The organism is Bradyrhizobium iriomotense (assembly GCF_018130765.1).
In the GTDB taxonomy this organism is placed as follows: Bacteria; Pseudomonadota; Alphaproteobacteria; order Rhizobiales; family Xanthobacteraceae; genus Bradyrhizobium; species Bradyrhizobium iriomotense_A.
Genome location: NZ_JAFCJZ010000014.1, coordinates 13,094 through 30,895 on the forward strand (window position 1 = coordinate 13,094; position 17,802 = coordinate 30,895).

Here is a 17,802-nt window from a genome sequence, read left to right on the forward strand (position 1 = left end):
TGTCTTGTAATTCCGTTTCCTGCGCAGAGTGGTCCTGATGACGTTTGAAGCCTATGCAGCGGTCGTCGAAGAGAGCGGTTCTGAGGCGCGAGGCCGCGAGCGGCAAGCGCTCAGCCTCGGCATCGACCGCCTCGAGCGGCTCCAGAAGGGACGCTCCAGTTTCGAGGATCACGTCCAGAGCCTGCTCTATGTCCGGCGGCTGTGGACGATCTTCATCGAGGATCTCTCGCATCCGGAAAACGGGCTTCCCGAGAAGCTGCGCGCGGAGATCATCTCGATCGGCCTGTGGGTGGTCAAGGAAGCCGACCGCCTTCGTGAGGAGAAGTCGAACGATGTCGTGCAGCTCATCGAAATCAACCGCCTGATCCGAGACGCGCTCTAATGAAGATATCCTTGCGGGCGGGCGAACGGATCTACATCAACGGCGCGGTGCTTCGCGTGGACCGCAAGGTCTCCGTCGAGCTCGTCAACGACGTCATGTTCCTGCTCGAAGGGCAGATCATGCAGGCGTCCGATGCCACCACGGCGATGCGGCAGCTCTATTTCATCGTCCAGCTCATGCTGATGAACCCGACCGATGTCCGCGACGCTTCGGCGCTGTACGGGCAGCACCACGAGGCCCTGGTTGCGGTGTGCGAAAGCCGCGAGATGCTGGAGGGGCTTGCCGCGGTCAACGAGCTGGTCGGGGCGACGCGTTATTTCGAGGCGCTCAAGCGGATCCGGGCGCTGTTTCCGGTGGAGCAGGCCATCCTGGCAGGCGCTACCACTGAAGTCCCATTCGAGGCTGCCTGACAGCGGAGAGACATATGAACGTCACCAGCGCGACCGACACCACCAGCACGTCGTCCAGCTCGACCAGCTCCACGACGACCACGTCGAGCAACAGCGTCGACTATAATACCTTTCTTCAGCTCCTCGTCGCGGAGATGAAGAACCAGGATCCGACCAATCCGATGGATACCTCGCAATATATGAGCCAGTTCGCCCAGCTCTCGACGGTCGAGCAGGCGATGCAGACCAATACGAAGCTGGACGCGCTGCTGTCCTCGCAGTCGTTGTCGCAGGCCGACGGGTTGATCGGAAAGACCGTCAGCTTCACCGACTCGACCGGCGCGACCTTCTCCGGCAAGGTCAAGTCGATCTCCATCAACAGCGACGGTTCCGTTGCGACCCTCGAAAACGGCACGAAAGTCGCCGTCGGGCCCGGCCTCACGATCAGCCAGTCATGAACGAACGGGACGCCCTCGATATCGTCCAGGCGGCGATCTGGACCATCATCGTCGCCTCCGGGCCTGCCGTTGGAGCTGCGATGCTGGTCGGCACCATCATCGCGCTGATGCAGGCCCTGACCCAGATCCAGGAGGTGACGCTGACCTTCGTTCCGAAGATCATCGTCATTCTCGTGGTCGTCGCCGTCTCCGGCTCCTTCATCGGCGCCCATCTCTCCACCTTCACCGAGATGGTCTATTCGCATATCGAGCGCGGCTTCTGAGCCGCGAGGCAGCCACCACCCTCGCGTAAGCTTTGCGCGGCAGATTACGGGGCGGACCCTCTGCCGGTGACCCATGGCCGATACGTTAGCTGCTAGCCTGCCCAGCCCCCGCCGATTCGGGGCCGACGCTTTCTTTGCGGCCGGCATCGTGACCATGCTCACGATCCTGTTCCTGCCGATACCGCCGATCCTGATCGATCTCGGTCTCGCATTCTCGATTGCACTGTCGGCGCTGATCCTGATGGTCGCGCTGTGGATTCAGCGGCCGCTGGACTTCTCGGCCTTCCCGACCGTGCTGCTGATTGCGACCATCCTGCGCCTGGCGCTCAACATCGCGACCACGCGCCTCATCCTGTCGCGCGGTGGGGAGGGCGAGCAGGCCGCCGGCTATGTCGTCGCCGGCTTTTCCAAATTCGTTATGGGCGGCGATTTCGTCATCGGCCTGATCATCTTCGCGATCCTGGTCACGGTGAATTTCGTCGTGATCACCAAGGGCGCGACGCGTATCGCGGAAGTCGGCGCCCGTTTCACCCTGGACGCCATCCCCGGCAAGCAGATGGCGATCGACGCCGATCTGTCGGCGGGCCTGATTGACGACAAGGAAGCCCAGCGCCGCCGCCGCGAGCTCGAAGAGGAAAGCGCGTTCTTCGGCGCCATGGACGGTGCTTCGAAATTCGTCCGCGGCGACGCCATCGCCGGCCTGATCATCACCGCGATCAACATCTTCGGCGGCATCGTGATCGGCGTCACCCATCACGGCCTGACGCTGTCGCGCGCCGCCGACGTCTACACCAAGCTCTCCGTCGGCGACGGTCTGGTGTCGCAGATGCCGGCGCTGATCGTGTCGCTGTCCGCGGGCCTCTTGGTCTCCAAGGGCGGCACCAGGGGCTCGGCGGAGCAGGCCGTGCTGCGGCAACTCGGCGGCTATCCCCGCGCGGTGTCGGCCGCAGCGCTGATGATGTTCGTGCTCGCGCTGATGCCGGGGTTGCCGATGCCGCCTTTCGTGCTGCTCGGCGGCGTCATGGCCTTTGTCGGCTACACCTTGCCCAAGCGGCAGGCGGCCGAGAAGCAGAAGGAAGATGCGCGCAAGGCCAACGAGCGCGCCCAGACCGAGGCCAAGGAATCGGTCAAGGAATCGCTCAAGACGGCGGAGATCGAGCTGGCGCTCGGCGGCCATCTTTCGGTCCACCTCCTGGGCTCGCGCACCGAGCTTGGCCACCGCGTCGCCAAGATCCGCAAGAAGTTCGCCAAGCAATACGGCTTCGTTATTCCCGAGATCAAGCTCACCGACAATCTGTCGATCGATCCGAAGGGCTACCAGATCCGGATCCACGACACCCGCGTCGCCCACGGCGAACTCAGGCTCGGCGAGGTGCTGGTGCTGGTCGACAAGGACGGCAAGCCCGACGTGCCCGGCGAAGAAGTGATCGAGCCCGCCTTCGGCATGAAGGCGCTGTGGGTGACGGAAGCCTTCACCGACGAAGTCAGGCGGCAGGGCTGCAAGCCGGTCGACAATCTGTCGGTGCTGCTCACGCATTTGAGCGAGGTGCTCAGGGCGAACCTCGCCCAGCTCCTGTCCTACAAGGACATGCGCGGGCTGCTCGACCGGCTCGATCCCGAATACAAGCGCCTGGTCGAGGATCTCTGCCCGTCGCAGATCTCCTATTCGGGCCTGCTGGCGATCCTGAAGATCCTGCTGGCCGAGCGCGTGTCGATCCGCAACCTGCATCTGATCCTCGAGGCGATCGCCGAGATCGCGCCCCATGTGCGGCGCTCCGAGCAGGTCGCAGAGCATGTGCGCACGCGCCTTGCCCAGCAGATCTGCGGCGATCTTTCCGACAACGGTGTGCTGAACGTGGTTCGCCTCGGCAATCGCTGGGATCTCGCCTTCCACCAGAGCCTGAAGCGCGACGCCAAGGGCGACGTCATCGAATTCGATGCCGATCCGCGCCTGATCGAGCAGTTCGCGACGGAAGCCAGCGCCGCGATCCGCAAGTTCACCGAGAACGGCACCAGCGTGGTGCTGGCGGTGACCCCCGAAGCGCGCCCCTATGTCCGGATGATCCTGGAACGGGTGTTCCCGACGCTGCCGATCCTGTCGCATGTCGAAGTGGCGCGCAGTGCCGAGATCCGTGCGCTCGGAGCCATATCGTGATCAGCAGCCTCGCCGACAGCGTGCTGGTCACGTTCATCGTGTTCTGCCGCATCGGCGCCTGCCTGATGTTCGTGCCGGGCTATTCCAGCGTCAATGTCCCGGCCCAGGTCCGGCTGTTCATCGCGTTGGTCACGACATTCGCGCTGACGCCGATCCTGATCGCGGTGCTGAAACCTCTGACGGACAACGCGGCGCCGCTGTCGCTCGCGCTCCTGATCGGCTCGGAAGTTCTGGTCGGCAGCGTCATCGGCCTCGGCGGGCGCGTGTTCTTCCTGGCGCTCCAGACCATGGCAACTGTGATGGCGAGCGCGATCGGGCTGAGCAACATCCCGGGAACGCCGGTCGCCGACACCGATTCGGCGCCGGCCCTCGTGCCGCTGATCATGGCATCGGTCACCACGCTGTTCTTCATGACCGACCAGCACTGGCAGGTGCTGCGCGGGTTGATGAATTCATACGATATCTGGCATCCCGGCAGCAGGCTCGGCGGCAGCATGGCGCTCGACCAGCTCGTCGGTCGTCTCTCCGAAGCGTTCGTGCTGACGCTGCGGATCAGCAGCCCGTTCATCGTCTATTCCGTCATCGTCAACCTGGCCGTCGGGCTGCTCAACAAGCTGACGCCGGCGATTCCGGTCTATTTCATCTCGACGCCCTTTGTGCTGTTCGGAGGCTTCCTGCTGCTCTATCTCACCAGCGACGAACTCTTGACGCAGTTCATCCTTGGCGTCTCCTCGTGGCTGGCGGAGTGACAGATCATGAAGTCGCGCGCGGACAAGCTTGGTCGGATGGTCTCGCTGGTAAAGCTCCAGCTCCGGCTGTCCGAATGGCAGCTCGCGCACCTGCGGCAGCAGGAGCGCAGCCTGCAGGACGAGCAGGAATGGCTGGTCGGCGCGCTGAACGAGGGCAAGCCGCCGGCTGGATCGTCGAGCGATTCGATCGCACGGCGGCTCAACCGGACAAGCGTCGGCGCGCGCGCCGTGAAGGAGCAGGCCTCGCGGCAGCTCGACCAGGTTCGCCTCGAGACCCGCCGTGTGAAACAGCTCGAGGAAGTCGCCAAGGCGGCGCTCGCGGAGAAGCTTCGCGACGCCGAAAAGCGCTCGCTCGAGGAAATCACGGGAACAAGCCTTACCGTGCGCGCGTGGACGCCGCGGCCAGCCAGCCGGACCAAGACATGATCGTGACAGCCACACCCGACCTCGTCCTCGATGTCCTCGAGGCTGCCGATCCCGTGACGCAGCGCGCGGCGACCGCAAAGCTCGACGCGTTGAAATCGTCGGGCGCCGATTTCGCCGCCACGATGGACGCCGAGGTCGGCAAGGCCGCGGCGGCTGCCGATCAATCCGCGGCGAAGGTCGTCGAAGCACAGTCGGGGGCGGTGAACGGGGCGCCGGTGCAGGTGATCAAGGCGCCGGCATCCGGCGAGGTCTACCGGAAGTTCGAAGCCTTCATCCTCCAGAGCTTCGTCGAAACGATGCTGCCGAAGGAGTCCGAGGAGCTGTTCGGCAAGGGGACCGCGGGCAGCGTCTGGAAGTCGATGCTGGCGGAGCAACTGGGTGCCCAGCTCGCAAAGGGCAAGGGCATTGGCATAGCGAAGCAACTCGCCGCAGCAAATCCGGCGGGGCCTGACGTTACGGGGAAGGCCGGATGATGATCCGGAATGGGTGACAGAAGTTGAGGGGTGAATTTCCTATGCAGGCACAAGAAGGCGCGGCAGCCCTGGTGATGGAGCAGCCGGTCGTGGACACCGAGGCGATGACGTTTGCTGCGGCATCTCCCGATGCGCTGTTGCCCGTGCTGCTGCCGAATGTCGGCGGCGAGGCGGTGATCGACGGCGCCGAGGCGGCGAGATCGGACGAGGTGCGCGGCCTGCTGGCGTCGATCCGCCGGCTCGAAAGCATCGTCGAGGAAGAGACGGTCGCGCTCACGACGGGCAAGAAGATCGATTTCGACGACTTCAGCGCCCGCAAGAGCCGGAGCATGCTGGAGTTCGTTCGCCTGATGCGGGCACGGATGCATCTCGGCAGCGAGGTCGAGATCACCGAGGAGATCCAGCGTTTGCGCGAGAAGCTCGAGCGTAACCGGTCTGTCCTCGAGATGCATTACGACGCGGTGCGCGAGGTTGCATCGATCATCGTCAAGGCCATCAAGGATGCCGAGTCGGACGGGACCTATACCGGTCGCACAGCGCAGGACGGAAAATGATCAGACTTGTGCTGGCCGGGCTTTGGGTCTGTATCCTCACGGCAGGCACGAGCTACGCCGTGGCCTATTGGAAGGAAAACGGCAGCCTTTTGCCGGCAAAGGACGCCTATCTCGACGGGCTCCAGTACCAGAAGACGCGGGCGCTGAGCGTGCCCATGGTCGAGAACGGCAATGTGCAGGGCTATATCGTCGCACGCTTCGTCTACACCGTGGAGGCGCGGACCATGCACCAGCTCAATGTTCCCCCGGAGCCGTTCGTCGTCGACGAGGCGTTCCGCAGGATCTATGCCGACGACCGCCTCGATTTCAGGAAGCTCGCCCGCTACGACCTCTCGATCCTCACGACGGCCATCAAGCAGCGCGTCAACGAGCGGATGCAGGCCGACGTGGTCCAGGACGTCCTGGTCGAGGACTTCAATTACGTCTCCAAGGAAGAATTCCAGTCGAAGCCGTAGGCTTCACCGGACAGGCGTGAGGTGGCTTTCCGGAAGCGTCACGTCCGAATGATATCCTGAGGCACCATTCTCATCTCGTCGCGCCCGCTGCGGCTGCGCCCGCGGTGCAAGGCCTGCGTTCCGCACGCGGCCTGAAAATGCAACGGCCTCCGCGAAGAGGCTCCGCGGAGGCCGTTGTCGGTTTCGTGGCAGCGCCCTGCCGCGTCAGTTTCCGGCCGGATACGCCGCCGGCGCGGCATGCGCCCTGTTGAGGAGAATGCCGACCTCGTCGAGCTCCTGCATCGGCACTTCGAGGGTTTCGCCGGCCGGGATGTTGAGGCGGTATCCGACGTAGCGCCGGGCCACGATCGCATCGAAGCCGAGGCGGTCGCGGAGCTTCTTGCGCAGCTTGCTGACGTGGCTCTCGATCACGCTCTCGTCGAAGGTGGACTCGAAGATGCCGTAGACCGCGTTGAAGATCTGCGTCTTGGTGATCCACTTGCCGTGGTTGCTGACCATATATTCGAGAATGCGCAGTTCGCGGCGGGGCAGGGTGAGGGCGTGGCCCGCGATTTCGGGGTCACGCCCGTTGAAGAAGACCTGGATCCTGGTCTCGCAGGGCCTCGGCAGCTCGCCGACCCGGCGGCGTGCGATCGCAGCCGTTCGGGCGAGGATCTCGCGGAGATGAATCGGCACGTGCACGACGTCGTCGACACCCGCTTCGAACAGCTCCAGCGTGTTTTTGAGCATCTTCTGGCCGCTCATGGCGATGATGGGAGCCGAGGAGCGCTTGCGCATCGCCCGCGGCAGGCTTCCGCGGGCGTCGCAATCCCCGAGGAGGAAGGCGTCGACCGCTGCCAGGTCCGATTCACTCGCAGATTGCAGCCAGTCCCAGAATTCTCCGGAGGAGAAGCCGATCGACGATACGCCTTCGCGAACGAGCCCTCCAACGTAGCTGTTCGTGACGCTCTCGCGATCATCAACGATAATATACATCAGTCTTTCGCCCCTGTTTCGCACGTGTCGCGGCCGGCAGGTTGTTGTGATGCACCGGCTCGGCGACCATGCTGTTTGACGATATTTCCATCCCGCGAACCGTTGTTATGGTTTCGATATTCGCGGGCAGCCCTACGCATTCAGTGCCTGCGTTTTCCGCGGGCCTGTTACTTCGACTCGATACTGAACGCTTACTGCGTGAGGCCCGGCGGGTGTCTTACGAATCACCTCGCGGGGCGGATTGAGACAGCGACCTAGAACAGTTGCGCCAAGTTGCCTATTGCGTCCGAACGCTACTGAACTTTGCCGATCTCCTCGCCAACTGGCGAGAATCACTTGAGTAGGACCGTAACAATTGCCGATTCCCGATCAAGCGCGCGTAACAAAGCGGTTGCTATGCGTGTTTGATGCTGTTGGTTTGTTACGAGTTGTTTCTTGATATATCCAGTTGCACCAGTTGATTTGGATTCCGAACTAGTTTTGCACCGTGCTGGGTCTATAGTTCCGCATCCCTGTATAATTACAGCTATTTTGGGTGGTGCTGTGGGTCACGCATAGGGAGGGGTTTTCAACCCCGGATTGACTTTGTCCACCGGATTTCCACATGCGACAATTCGACTCATGTGTGGCACGGCGACTCCAGCTTGGCGAAATCTTGGCGAGTGTGTGTCTTTCGAGTCGCACTCTCGCCGTGTGCGTGGCGCTTTTGACTCATTCGGCGTCGCATCGTGCGTGATGAAAAGTTTTCGATGCGCACGTTTCAGGCAAGCTTCGACAAATAAATTCGTCGCTCGATAGATCGAAGCGAACGGAGCATTTTCACATGTCGTCCGATGGACAAGCTCGTCCCGGCGCAACCGCCGATGTTGCCGCGGCGGCGAAGCCGGCTCCGGAAGCACCCAAGATAAACGCGACGCAAGCGACCAAGCCCGCAGCAAGTGCAAAGCGCATGTCGGCTGCGGCGAACGACGAAACTCTGGCGAAAGAGGCGCTCGAGGGCTTGAAGCGCATTCGCGCCAAGGCGCGCCTCGACAAGATGGCAATACCCAAGCCGGCGCCGGCCGTGATCAAGCCGGCCGTGATCGTGGCCAAGCCGCCGCCGCCCCGTCCGACCTGGGTGGTGCCGCTCGCGACATTGGCGGTCGCCGCCATCCTGGTGGTCTGCGCCTGCACCGGCGTGATCGCCTATCTCACCACGCAGCCCGCCCAGAACAATGTCGCGGCCAATGCCGAGATCAGGAATCTGCGCGAGACGGTCGCCCAGCTGCGCAAGCAGGTGTCGGGCGTGTCCGAAAATCTCGACGGCCTGCGGACCGCGGTCGACCAATCCAGCAAGGCGACCAATGACCGCTTCGGCAGGTTCGCCGAGAATCTCGACCGCATCGAGCGGGTGAGCTCGTCCTCCACAGTGAAGCTCGACAAGCTCGCCCAGGCACAAGCCCAGGCTCCGGCGCCGGCGACCGTCGCTTCGCAGCCGTCCTCGCCGACGATGCCGATGATGGCCTCGGTCGCCGCTCCGGAATTCACGGGTTCGGTGCCTGCGTCAGAACGTACGGCGGCGCCGCGAAAATTGGTCAAGGGCTGGTCGGTGCGCCAGGCCTATGAGGGGATCGCGATCCTGCAAAGTCCGAACGGCGTCATCGAGGCCGTGCTGGGACAGCAGGTGCCCGGCCTTGGCCGTATCGAGGAGATCCGGAGCGAGAACGGTCGCCTGGTGGTGGAAACCAGCGGCGGCGTCATCTATTCGTCGCGCAAGGCTACGCCCTGATCGGGGCCTGCCGTCTACTGGCGGTGATGCTCGAAGCTGGTGCAGAGCAGCTCGACTTCGGGCTCCGCGATCGGCGCGCGAAACAGGCGGCAGGAGAATTCGACCGTCGTCTTGCCGTCCGCACTGGTGCGATCCTCCCGGAGGAAGATGCAGCGCTTGCAGACGTCGGTATGGTGCCGCTGCTCGGCCGCGTCGGACTGATCCAACACGTGGCGGAGCGCGTCGCGGAAGCGGATCTTGGCTTCTTCGTCGAGCACGGCAATCGCCTCGACGAGAACGCTGACGGGGTCGCGCGCCAGGAACTTCTTGCCCTGCTGGGTGACGCTCAGCATCACCGACCGCTTGTCCTTGGCCGAGCGCTTCCGCTCGATATAGCCGAGCCGTTCGAGCTCGCCGATGATGAACGAGGCCGTGCCGCGCGTGGTGCCGACGTAGCTCGCGAGCGCCGAGGGCGTGCGCGAAAACCGGTTGGCGCGGGAGAGGAAACGCAGCGCCATCCACTCGCGATCGCGCAAGCCGTGCTTGGTGCCTTCGAACCACAGGATCCGTGCGACCTGCTCCACCAGTTCAATCGATTCACGAGCCAAGTTCATTTCAATTCCGGATCGGATAAAGCTTTATTCAATTGAGCCTTTGGGTAGCGCAATCTGGGTGGACGACAATGAAGCTCTCGGGCGCTCCTTCGTCCTTGGCCGGACGGCTGAGCGCGCCTGGAAGACGCTTCTCCGTTGCCGGAGATGGAACTTCCGGCCGTGGAACTAGAGCGTCACAAAGAAAGTTCGGGTGAATCACACGGCTCAACTCTTCCGAAAATTTCAGTCAAATGACTGCGCTTCACGCGGCGGAATCCGATGGCGCGCAGCATCCGGGCAACATGATGTGTCGTTGCGGCCACTGCACAGCCCATTTGTTGCGGCGAAGCGTTTCGAAATGCGCGAAGCGGCGGCGGGGCTGCAGCTTCTGACCGCGCGGAGTGGGGCGGGAGAACCACAATCTTGGGTTAATGGATGTTGCGCCGCAGTGTGGCCACGCGGTTAAAGCCTGCACACGATCAGTCCCCGGCGGACGGAGGCTGCCGAGAGACGCCGGTGCTCGCGCCGACGAGGGGATGAGGCGAGGTCCCTCGCAGGCTGGTGACTTGCGTTTGCCCGGCAACTATCGGCGAATGCGGCGCCCCAAGGGCACAGCATGGGAAGCAGGAAGGGAAAGACCGATGAGCTTTGAAACCACCATGACATCCGACGTCGTCGGGCTGACGAAAGTCGCCCCGCTCTCGCGCCGCGGATTCATGAGTGCCACCGCGGCCGTCGCCGCTGGCTACACGCTCGCGGCCGGTCCGGTCCGTGCCGACATCATCACGACGGATACCAACGGCCTCCAGGCCGGCGACGCCAGGATCAAGGTCGGCTCCGAGGAGATGCCCGCCTATTTCGCCCGCCCGGCCGGCAACAGCAAGGCGCCGGTGATCATCGTGGCGATGGAGATTTTCGGCCTGCACGAATACATCAAGGACGTGACGCGGCGCCTCGCCAAGCTCGGCGCCTTTGCCATCGCGCCCGACTATTACTTCCGCAAAGGCGTCGATCTGACCAGGGTCACCGAGGTCAAGGACCTCTTGCCGGTCGTCAACTCCAAGCCGGATGCCGAACTGCTGTCCGACCTCGACGCGGTGGCGGCCTGGGCGGGATCTCAGGGTGGCGACACGGCGAAGCTCGGCATCATCGGATTCTGCCGCGGCGGCCGCACCGTCTGGGGATATGCCGCCCACAGCGGCACGCTCAAGGCCGGTGTGGCCTTCTATGGCACTGTGGTCGACCCCGCCAATCCGCTGTGGCCGAAGAGCCCGATGCAGCTGGCCCCGGAGATGAAGGCGCCGGTGCTCGGCCTCTATGGCGGCGCCGATACCGGCATTCCCGTCGCCCAGGTCGAGCAGCTCAAGGCGGCGCTCGAGCAGAACAAGAAGACGGCCGAGTTCAAGATCTACCCCGAAGCGCCGCACGGCTTCCATGCTGACTATCGCGGCAGCTATCGCAGGGACGCGGCGGACGATGCGTGGAAGCAGGCCGAGGCCTGGTTCAAGAAGTACGGCGTGTTGAGCTGACGCCGAATTTGGAGGGCGGCCCGAGTGGCCGCCCTTTCCTTATCGAGACGCGGTCACTTCGTCATCGCCGCGATCATGGCGATCGCGCTGGAGCGAAGTCAAGCGCGGGCAGGGCATGTCTGGGAGACGCCGGGCGTGCCGGAACCTATCGTCCTTCGCCTGCGCGCCAGAGTGCATCCAGGGTGTGGCGATAGGTTGGATAAGCCAATTTGACGCCGAGCTCGCGCTTCAATTTCGCGTTGGAGACGCGGGCGCTGCTGGCATAGAAGCTGCGCGCCATCGCCGACATCTCGGCCGTCTCGAACGCCTCTTCCGGCGGCGGCGCAACGCCCATGAGCTGCGCGGCATAGGCGATCACGTCCTGCGGCGGTGTGGGCTCATCGTCGCAAACGTTCCAGGTGCCGCCGCTTCCGTGCTGAATCGCGGCCATGATCGCGCTCGCGATGTCGTCGACGTGGATGCGGTTGAAGACCTGCCCCGGCTTGATGATGCGCCGGGCCGTGCAGGCGCGCAGCGTCACCAGCGCATTGCGGCCGGGACCATAGATGCCGGCAAGCCGCAGGATCGCGACATTGCCGTACCCACCGTTGGACCAGGCCTGCTCTGCCGCGAGCCGCAGGCGCGTGCGCTCGAAGGCGGCCTGTGGCGGCGTGCTCTCGTCCACCCAGCTGCCCGCGTGATCGCCATACACGCCGATGGTCGAGAGATAGATGATCTTGCGCTGGCGCTCTTCCGCCAGCACGTCGCCGAATGCCGCGAGTGCGGGATCGCCACCGCTGCCGGGCGGGATCGAGACCAGAAGAACATCGGCGTGGCCGATACGTTCGAGCGTCGCGTCAGCTGGACGGCTGCCGGAGAAGGCATGCACCTCGATATCCGGCAGGTCGGTTCGCTCCTCGGGATCACGCACGGTGCCGGCGACATGCGAGAAGGCCCCGCCGAACTTGCGGACGAAATGCCGGGCACTGTAGCCGAGGCCGAGGATGAAGAGCCGCATGCGTCTTCCGTGCAGGTCGGAGTTCCCGTCGCGCCAGCTGCGCGTCCTTCGCTCATAAGAGATTTTTGGGTCTGGCAAAAGATATTGCGATTTGTCCCGGCCGCCAGTGCGGGCGATGGTCGCGTATCACCGGGAGGGAGGCGTCGATCATGCCGGCAGACGCGGCGACCATAGCGCCACCGGGCGCTGCGGATCTGATCCGGTGCGCCGGCGCGCTGATCTTCGATGTCGACGGCACGCTGGCCGAGACCGAGGAGCTGCATCGGCAGGCTTTCAACCATGCCTTCGCTCGCGTGGGTCTCGACTGGCAATGGGACCGCGCCGTCTACAAGGACCTGCTGCGGGTGACGGGCGGCAAGGAGCGCATGCGCGCCTATCACGCAAGGCTGGGCATTGCCCCGCCATTGTCGGATGCAGACATTGCGGAGCTTCACCGCATCAAGACCGCGCGTTACACCGAGCTGATCGAGACCGGTTGCTGCCCGTTGCGGCCGGGCGTGGCGGAGCTGCTCGCTGCGGCGAAGGCGCGCGGGCAGCGGCTCGCGATCGCGACCACCACCTCGCATGGCAACATCGATGCGCTGCTGTCACAGGCGCTGGGGACGTGCTGGGCCGCGGACTTCGACGCGATCGTCGCCGGCGACGATGTCAGGCACAAGAAACCGGCGCCGGACGTCTATCTCGAGATCCTGGCGCGGCTGAAGCTCGAGCCTGCGACGTGCGTTGCGATCGAGGATTCCGCCAACGGGCTGATTGCGGCCTCGCGGGCGAACATCCCGGTTCTGATCACTCGCAGCATGTTCTTCCGGGACGACGATTTCAGCGCGGCGCGGGTGGTGCTGGACGATCTGTCGGGGCTCGGATGAGGTCCCCAACAAAAAAAGTCGGAAAACAACCCCATGCACAGTAGATCACGCTCGCGTGTCCACCGCGTTCAGTGCACGCGGCGGCTCGTTCTATCGTCCTCAGCCTGCTCGACAATCTGGGCGATTGGACTCGACTGGTGATGTACCAGGCGCCAGCCGTCGCCGACGCGCCGAAAATGGTTCGCAGCCGCCAAAGCGGTGCCGTCGACGATCTCGATGCAGAGCACGCGGGCGCTGTCGCCGTCGACGATGGCCTGCGGTTCGGCGCAGACGATCTGCGGCCGCTGCGGGTTTTGCAGGATGTCGCGCCAGCTTCCGATCACCGTGGCGCGCCCGATGATGGCCGGCCAGCCGGGATGGATGCAGGAGATGGCGTCGTCGTCCGCCCACATCCGCTCCATGCCGGCGACGTCGCCGGTGGAGAAGGCGGCATAGAAGGCCGCGTTCGCGGCGATGACCTTGCTGTCCTGTGCCATGCCTCTCGGGTGAGGCAATGACAGGCAAAAATCAAGCGCGACTTGCGTTTGATTTTGCGTTCGATTTTGACCGCAGTGCAGCATTGAGGTCGCCGCTGCCTGCTTTGTGATCAGGCCGAAAAAAGCGTCTCAACCGCTCGTCGCGCGCCATCCTGATAGAGACGGCCGAGCGCCGCAGTGACAGCCTCGCGCAGGCGCGGCTCGGTGCCCAGCGGTCCGAACACCTTCTCGACCCCGAGCAGGGCCGGCGCGAGCCGTTCGGCCACGGGACCGGCCTCGCGTGCGAGGGCCGCGAACTCGGCGGCAAGGGGATCGCGCACGTCGATGGCGCGGCCGTGCTCGTCCAGCGCGGTGACGTAGCGCATCCAGCCGGCAACCGCGAGCGCGTGGGTCGCGATCGGCAGGCCCCTCGCGAGACGATCCTGCATCGCGCCGAGCAGGCGCTGCGGCAGCTTTTGCGAGCCGTCCATCGCGATCTGCCAGGTGCGATGGTGCAGCGCCGGGTTGGAAAAACGCTTGAGCAGCGAGGCGCGGTAGGCGGCGAGGTCCGTACCTGCAGGCATCGTCAGCGTCACCGCGGCCTCTTCCATCACGCGCGCGGCGAGGCGCGCGAAGTGCGGATCCCGCATGGTGTCGGCGATGGTCTCATAGCCGGCGAGATAGCCGAGATAGGCGAGCGCCGAATGGCTGGCGTTGAGCAGCCGCAGCTTCATCAGCTCGAACGGCTTGACGTCGGTGACGAGCTCGACCCCGGCGGCGGCGAGGTCGGGCCGGCCCGCGGTGAAGCGATCCTCCACCACCCATTGCGTGAACGGCTCGGTCATGACCGGCCAGGCGTCGCGGAAACCCAGCGCGTTCGAGACCGCATCCCGGTCAGCATCCGTCGTCTCCGGCACGATGCGGTCGACCATGGTGCAGGGAAAGGCAGCCGCATCGGCGATCCACTTGCCGAGATCCTTGGAGCGGAGCGCGGCGAACTGCGTCACGATCCGCTGCACGGTGTGACCGTTGGCGGCGAGGTTGTCGCAGCACAGCACGGTGAAGGGGGCGAGACCCTGTGCGCGCCGGCGCGCCAGCGCGGCCACGATGAAGCCGGGCGCCGAGCGCGGCGCGTCAAAATTGTTGAGGTCGTGCACGACATCAGGATGCCGCTCGTCGAGATCGCCGGTCTGCGGGGTGTGGCAGTAGCCCTTCTCGGTGACGGTGAGCGAGACGATGCGGATGGCGGGATCGGCCATACGTTCGACCAGCGCTGCCGGCTTCTCGCGCGCGACGACGCTGTCGAGCAGGGCACCAATGACGCGGTGCTCAGTGCCTTCGGCGGCGCGGACAGCAACAGTATAGAGATGATCTTGCGGGGCGAGGGCGTCGCGCGTATCCGGGTTGCGCAGGCTCGCACCGACGATGCCCCAGGACATGGCGCCCTTGGCAAGGCAATCGTCGATGACGACGGCCTGATGTGCGCGATGAAAGGCCCCGAGGCCGAGATGCACGATGCCGGGCGTGACGCGCGAGCGGTCATAGGCCGGGCGGCGGATGCCAGATGGCAGCCGGTCGAGATTGGCGCGGCCAAGACGCGCTGAACTTGGGCGCATAGGACGTCTCCCCGTTGCTTTGCCGCTGCTTGACATGGCGCCCGTCCTCGGTCAATGCTCCGGTCAATTGGTAAGACCAATTTTCCAAAAATTGGCGGGCCGCGGGTTTCGACGACCCCGCGCGACCCTTCCGGGAGGACCAGCGTGCCGCTGGAAGCTGTGGAGGCGAGACGGCTTTATCGCCAGGTCGCCGATCAATTGCGAAGCCTGATCGACAGCGGCGAGTACGCGGTCGGCAGCCGCTTGCCCACCGAGCGCGAGCTCGCCGAGCAGCTCAAGGTGTCGCGGCCGACGGTGCGCGAAGCCCTGATCGCGCTCGAGGTCGAAGGCCGCCTCCGTATCCGCGTCGGGTCCGGCATCTATGTGATCGAGCCTGCCGCCGTTGCGGCGCCTGCGCCGGCTTCCGTCATCGAGGGGCCGTTCGAGCTGTTGCGCGCTCGCGAATTCCTGGAAAGCGCCATCGCCGAGCAGGCCGCGCGCGTCGCGACCAAAGAAGATCTTGCCCGCATCGACGCCTCGCTTCTGGCGATGGAGAATGTCGAGCATCCCGGCGAAGCCTCGATGGTGCACGACCGCGCGTTCCATGTCGCGATCGCCGGAAGCCTCGGCAATGCCGTTCTGGTGCGCGTGGTCGGCGAGCTGTTCGACCAGCGTCTCAATCCCTATTTCGCGAAGCTTGCGCATTATTTCGAGAGCCCGGGCACGTGGCGCACCGCGCTCGACGAGCACCGCGCCGTGCGCGACGCGATTGCGGCGCATGATCCGGACGCCGCACGCAAGGCGATGCGCGATCATCTGGCGCGTTCCCAGGAGCGCTTTGCGCAGAATTTCGGCGCCGAGAGCGCGGCGGGGCCGGTTTCGGACCGCGGCCGCACGGTGCGAGCGCCGGCAAAGCCATCAAAACCGGCAGCGAAGAAGACGCGGGCCGCGAGCAGCAGCACGCGACGGCGATGAGATTGGGCGGCCCGCATCCGCTTAAGGTGCGGGCGAACAAGAAGCAGACTTGAACGATGGAGGAAAAGTCAGTGTTGAAGAAGATGACGATGATGCTCGCGGTCTCTGCCGCGGCGATGTTTGCCACCACCCAGGCCGGCATGGCGCAGACCAAGCTCAAATGGGCCCATGTCTACGAGACCTCGGAGCCGTTCCACACCGCTTCGGTCTGGGCCGCGCAGGAGATCGGCAAGCGCACCAACGGGCGCTACACCGTCGACGTCTATCCGGCCTCGCAGCTCGGCAAGGAAGCCGACATCAACCAGGGCCTCTCGCTCGGCTCGGTCGACATCATCATCTCCGGCTCGAGCTTCGCGGCCAAGAGCTTCGCGCCGATCGGCGTGACCTATTATCCGTACACCTTCCGCGACTCGGACCATCTCCTCGCCTACACCAAAAGCGACATCTTCAAGGAGCTCGCCAAGGGCTATGAGGACAAGAGCGGCCACCACATCGTCGCGGTGACCTATTACGGCGTGCGCCAGACCTCGTCGAACAAGCCGATCAAGAGCTGCGCCGACCTCAAGGGCCTGAAGATGCGCGTGCCCGACGTTCCGGCCTACCTCGCAATGCCGCGCGCCTGCGGCGCCAACACCGCGCCGATCGCGTTCGCCGAAGTCTATCTCGCGCTGCAGAACGGCACCGTCGAGGCGCAGGAGAACCCGCTGACCACGATCGAGGCCAAGAAGTTCTACGAGGTGCAGAAGCATATCGTGCTGACCGGCCATATCGTCGACCACCTCAACACGGTGGTCGCGGGCGCGCTCTGGAAGAAGCTCTCCGACGAGGACAAGAAGATCTTCACCGACGTCGCGCAGGAGGCAGCCGCAAAGGCGACCGCCGAGATCAAGCAGAACGAGGCCAAGCTGGTCGCCTTCTTCAAGGAGAAGGGCCTGACCGTGACCGAGGTCGACAAGAACGAGTTCCGCGACATCGTGCTGAAGAACGTTGCGTTCGAGACCTTCGGTTACCGCAAGGCCGACTGGGAGCGGATCCAGGAAGTGAAGTGACGACGTAGTCGTCATCCCGGGGCGGTCCGCAGGACCGAACCTACGGTGCGCAATTGCGCACCTGAGATCTCGAGGTTCCGGGTTCTCGCTTCGCGAGCCCCGGAACGACGTGAGTGAGTTTTGAGGGAGAAACCCCATGTCGACCGCCGAAATACACCGGCAGATCACCGCGGACGAGATCGCCCACACCTTCGAGGAAGAGGCGACGCCCAAGGTCGATCTCGGCGTCTATGCTTTCGAGGACTGGGTGGCGCTGGCGATCTTCTGGGTGATGGCGCTTGCCGTCTTCCTCCAGTTCTTCACCCGCTACGTGCTCAACGACAGCTATGCCTGGACCGAGGAGATCGCGACCTACTGCCTGATCGGCGTGGTCTTCATCGGCGCCTCGATGTGCGTGCGGCTGTCGCGGCATATCCAGGTCGACCTGATCTACCGCTATCTGCCGCGCCTCGTGGCGCGCGTGCTGTCCACGGCGATCGACCTGATCCGGATCGCCTTCTTCGGCTACGCCATCAAGCTGGTCTGGGTCTACATCCAGATCATCGGCGATGAATCGATGACCACGATCAATTTGCCTAAGGACTACGTCTACTACGCCGTGCTGGCCGGCTTCGTGCTGATGTTCGTGCGCTCGGTGCAGGTGGCGCTGGAACATCTGCGACAGGGCTATTCGATCCTCGAACGTCCCGGCGCCTACGACGGTTTTGAAGGGTAACG

At 64.3% G+C, this 17,802-nt stretch carries 21 protein-coding genes; 16 read left to right on the forward strand and 5 right to left on the reverse strand.

Going from position 1 to position 17,802, the window contains the following annotated elements; translation table 11 throughout:
- The first annotated feature begins 37 nt into the window (after positions 1–37).
- From flaF to JQ635_RS23185, 10 genes are all read left to right on the forward strand, one after another.
- Positions 38–382: a flagellar biosynthesis regulator FlaF gene (gene flaF / locus JQ635_RS23140; RefSeq protein ID WP_211412094.1), complete on the forward strand. Its 345-nt coding sequence runs from the start codon at positions 38–40 to the stop codon at positions 380–382.
- Positions 382–792 (forward strand): flagellar biosynthesis repressor FlbT, encoded by a 411-nt coding sequence (flbT, locus tag JQ635_RS23145; protein ID WP_211412095.1) that lies wholly within the window; start codon positions 382–384, stop codon positions 790–792. The genes flaF and flbT overlap by 1 nt, the downstream gene beginning before the upstream one ends.
- Positions 793–806: 14 nt before the next feature.
- A complete protein-coding gene (gene flgD, locus JQ635_RS23150) occupies positions 807–1,229 on the forward strand; it encodes a flagellar hook assembly protein FlgD (protein ID WP_211412096.1) in 423 nt (140 codons plus the stop codon).
- The gene (gene fliQ, locus JQ635_RS23155) at positions 1,226–1,492 is read left to right on the forward strand and encodes a flagellar biosynthesis protein FliQ (RefSeq protein ID WP_018641238.1); all 267 of its coding nucleotides are present in this window, start codon (positions 1,226–1,228) and stop codon (positions 1,490–1,492) included. The genes flgD and fliQ overlap by 4 nt, the downstream gene beginning before the upstream one ends.
- Before the next feature lie 73 nt (positions 1,493–1,565).
- The gene (gene flhA, locus JQ635_RS23160; RefSeq protein WP_211412097.1) at positions 1,566–3,647 is read left to right on the forward strand and encodes a flagellar biosynthesis protein FlhA; all 2,082 of its coding nucleotides are present in this window, start codon (positions 1,566–1,568) and stop codon (positions 3,645–3,647) included.
- Positions 3,644–4,396: a flagellar biosynthesis protein FliR gene (gene fliR / locus JQ635_RS23165; RefSeq protein ID WP_211412098.1), complete on the forward strand. Its 753-nt coding sequence runs from the start codon at positions 3,644–3,646 to the stop codon at positions 4,394–4,396. The genes flhA and fliR overlap by 4 nt, the downstream gene beginning before the upstream one ends.
- A gap of 6 nt (positions 4,397–4,402) precedes the next feature.
- Positions 4,403–4,822: a hypothetical protein gene (locus tag JQ635_RS23170; protein WP_211412099.1), complete on the forward strand. Its 420-nt coding sequence runs from the start codon at positions 4,403–4,405 to the stop codon at positions 4,820–4,822.
- Positions 4,819–5,295, forward strand: a complete 477-nt coding sequence (locus tag JQ635_RS23175) for a rod-binding protein (RefSeq protein ID WP_211412100.1) — start codon at positions 4,819–4,821, stop codon at positions 5,293–5,295. Before JQ635_RS23170 ends, JQ635_RS23175 begins: the two co-directional genes overlap by 4 nt.
- A 41-nt stretch (positions 5,296–5,336) precedes the next feature.
- Positions 5,337–5,849 (forward strand): flagellar biosynthesis protein FlgN, encoded by a 513-nt coding sequence (locus JQ635_RS23180; RefSeq protein WP_211412101.1) that lies wholly within the window; start codon positions 5,337–5,339, stop codon positions 5,847–5,849.
- Positions 5,846–6,304 (forward strand): hypothetical protein, encoded by a 459-nt coding sequence (locus JQ635_RS23185; protein ID WP_018641232.1) that lies wholly within the window; start codon positions 5,846–5,848, stop codon positions 6,302–6,304. The genes JQ635_RS23180 and JQ635_RS23185 overlap by 4 nt, the downstream gene beginning before the upstream one ends.
- A gap of 204 nt (positions 6,305–6,508) precedes the next feature.
- Here the strand turns inward: JQ635_RS23185 and JQ635_RS23190 are convergent, their stop codons facing one another.
- On the reverse strand, positions 6,509–7,279 hold the full coding sequence (locus tag JQ635_RS23190; RefSeq protein WP_211412102.1) for a response regulator transcription factor: 771 nt from the start codon (positions 7,277–7,279) through the stop codon (positions 6,509–6,511).
- Positions 7,280–8,102: 823 nt separating this feature from the next.
- On the opposite strand from JQ635_RS23190, the gene JQ635_RS23195 reads away from it, so the two are divergent.
- Positions 8,103–9,047 carry a hypothetical protein gene (locus JQ635_RS23195; RefSeq protein ID WP_211412103.1) on the forward strand — a complete coding sequence of 315 codons (945 nt, stop codon included), beginning with the start codon at positions 8,103–8,105 and terminating at the stop codon, positions 9,045–9,047.
- A 14-nt stretch (positions 9,048–9,061) separates the two neighbouring features.
- Here JQ635_RS23195 and JQ635_RS23200 read toward each other — a convergent pair whose 3' ends face one another.
- Positions 9,062–9,640, reverse strand: coding sequence for a MarR family winged helix-turn-helix transcriptional regulator (locus tag JQ635_RS23200; protein WP_211412104.1), 579 nt, complete (start codon positions 9,638–9,640; stop codon positions 9,062–9,064).
- 620 nt (positions 9,641–10,260) lie between these two features.
- On the opposite strand from JQ635_RS23200, the gene JQ635_RS23205 reads away from it, so the two are divergent.
- Entirely contained in the window at positions 10,261–11,148 is an 888-nt protein-coding gene (locus JQ635_RS23205) for a dienelactone hydrolase family protein (RefSeq protein WP_211412105.1), read from the forward strand.
- Between the two features lie 145 nt (positions 11,149–11,293).
- Here JQ635_RS23205 and JQ635_RS23210 read toward each other — a convergent pair whose 3' ends face one another.
- Entirely contained in the window at positions 11,294–12,145 is an 852-nt protein-coding gene (locus JQ635_RS23210; RefSeq protein ID WP_211412106.1) for an SDR family oxidoreductase, read from the reverse strand.
- A gap of 149 nt (positions 12,146–12,294) precedes the next feature.
- Here JQ635_RS23210 and JQ635_RS23215 point away from each other — a divergent pair, with 149 nt between their 5' ends.
- Positions 12,295–13,011: an HAD family hydrolase gene (locus JQ635_RS23215; protein ID WP_211412107.1), complete on the forward strand. Its 717-nt coding sequence runs from the start codon at positions 12,295–12,297 to the stop codon at positions 13,009–13,011.
- 68 nt (positions 13,012–13,079) lie between these two features.
- On the opposite strand, the gene JQ635_RS23220 is transcribed toward JQ635_RS23215, so the two are convergent.
- A complete protein-coding gene (locus JQ635_RS23220) occupies positions 13,080–13,487 on the reverse strand; it encodes a nuclear transport factor 2 family protein (RefSeq protein WP_211412108.1) in 408 nt (135 codons plus the stop codon).
- A 110-nt stretch (positions 13,488–13,597) separates the two neighbouring features.
- Entirely contained in the window at positions 13,598–15,082 is a 1,485-nt protein-coding gene (locus JQ635_RS23225; RefSeq protein WP_211412109.1) for a mannitol dehydrogenase family protein, read from the reverse strand.
- A 144-nt stretch (positions 15,083–15,226) separates the two neighbouring features.
- Between JQ635_RS23225 and JQ635_RS23230 the strand changes: the two genes are divergently transcribed.
- From JQ635_RS23230 to JQ635_RS23240, 3 genes are all read left to right on the forward strand, one after another.
- Positions 15,227–16,036, forward strand: a complete 810-nt coding sequence (locus tag JQ635_RS23230) for a FadR/GntR family transcriptional regulator (RefSeq protein ID WP_211412110.1) — start codon at positions 15,227–15,229, stop codon at positions 16,034–16,036.
- Between the two features lie 89 nt (positions 16,037–16,125).
- Entirely contained in the window at positions 16,126–17,085 is a 960-nt protein-coding gene (locus JQ635_RS23235) for a sialic acid TRAP transporter substrate-binding protein SiaP (RefSeq protein ID WP_211412276.1), read from the forward strand.
- Between the two features lie 136 nt (positions 17,086–17,221).
- The gene (locus tag JQ635_RS23240) at positions 17,222–17,800 is read left to right on the forward strand and encodes a TRAP transporter small permease (protein ID WP_211412111.1); all 579 of its coding nucleotides are present in this window, start codon (positions 17,222–17,224) and stop codon (positions 17,798–17,800) included.
- Positions 17,801–17,802 lie beyond the last annotated feature (2 nt).

Coding starts and splice junctions, on each gene's coding strand:
- JQ635_RS23200 (WP_211412104.1), bottom strand. CDS start 9,640: ATGAACTTGGCTCGTGAATCGATTGAACTGGTGGAGCAGGTCGCACGG.
- JQ635_RS23195 (WP_211412103.1), top strand. CDS start 8,103: ATGTCGTCCGATGGACAAGCTCGTCCCGGCGCAACCGCCGATGTTGCC.
- JQ635_RS23215 (WP_211412107.1), top strand. CDS start 12,295: ATGCCGGCAGACGCGGCGACCATAGCGCCACCGGGCGCTGCGGATCTG.
- JQ635_RS23185 (WP_018641232.1), top strand. CDS start 5,846: ATGATCAGACTTGTGCTGGCCGGGCTTTGGGTCTGTATCCTCACGGCA.
- flaF (WP_211412094.1), top strand. CDS start 38: ATGACGTTTGAAGCCTATGCAGCGGTCGTCGAAGAGAGCGGTTCTGAG.
- JQ635_RS23235 (WP_211412276.1), top strand. CDS start 16,126: ATGATGCTCGCGGTCTCTGCCGCGGCGATGTTTGCCACCACCCAGGCC.
- JQ635_RS23220 (WP_211412108.1), bottom strand. CDS start 13,487: ATGGCACAGGACAGCAAGGTCATCGCCGCGAACGCGGCCTTCTATGCC.
- flbT (WP_211412095.1), top strand. CDS start 382: ATGAAGATATCCTTGCGGGCGGGCGAACGGATCTACATCAACGGCGCG.
- JQ635_RS23180 (WP_211412101.1), top strand. CDS start 5,337: ATGCAGGCACAAGAAGGCGCGGCAGCCCTGGTGATGGAGCAGCCGGTC.
- JQ635_RS23205 (WP_211412105.1), top strand. CDS start 10,261: ATGAGCTTTGAAACCACCATGACATCCGACGTCGTCGGGCTGACGAAA.
- JQ635_RS23190 (WP_211412102.1), bottom strand. CDS start 7,279: ATGTATATTATCGTTGATGATCGCGAGAGCGTCACGAACAGCTACGTT.
- JQ635_RS23225 (WP_211412109.1), bottom strand. CDS start 15,082: ATGCGCCCAAGTTCAGCGCGTCTTGGCCGCGCCAATCTCGACCGGCTG.
- JQ635_RS23240 (WP_211412111.1), top strand. CDS start 17,222: ATGTCGACCGCCGAAATACACCGGCAGATCACCGCGGACGAGATCGCC.
- JQ635_RS23170 (WP_211412099.1), top strand. CDS start 4,403: ATGAAGTCGCGCGCGGACAAGCTTGGTCGGATGGTCTCGCTGGTAAAG.
- JQ635_RS23175 (WP_211412100.1), top strand. CDS start 4,819: ATGATCGTGACAGCCACACCCGACCTCGTCCTCGATGTCCTCGAGGCT.
- fliQ (WP_018641238.1), top strand. CDS start 1,226: ATGAACGAACGGGACGCCCTCGATATCGTCCAGGCGGCGATCTGGACC.
- flhA (WP_211412097.1), top strand. CDS start 1,566: ATGGCCGATACGTTAGCTGCTAGCCTGCCCAGCCCCCGCCGATTCGGG.
- JQ635_RS23210 (WP_211412106.1), bottom strand. CDS start 12,145: ATGCGGCTCTTCATCCTCGGCCTCGGCTACAGTGCCCGGCATTTCGTC.
- flgD (WP_211412096.1), top strand. CDS start 807: ATGAACGTCACCAGCGCGACCGACACCACCAGCACGTCGTCCAGCTCG.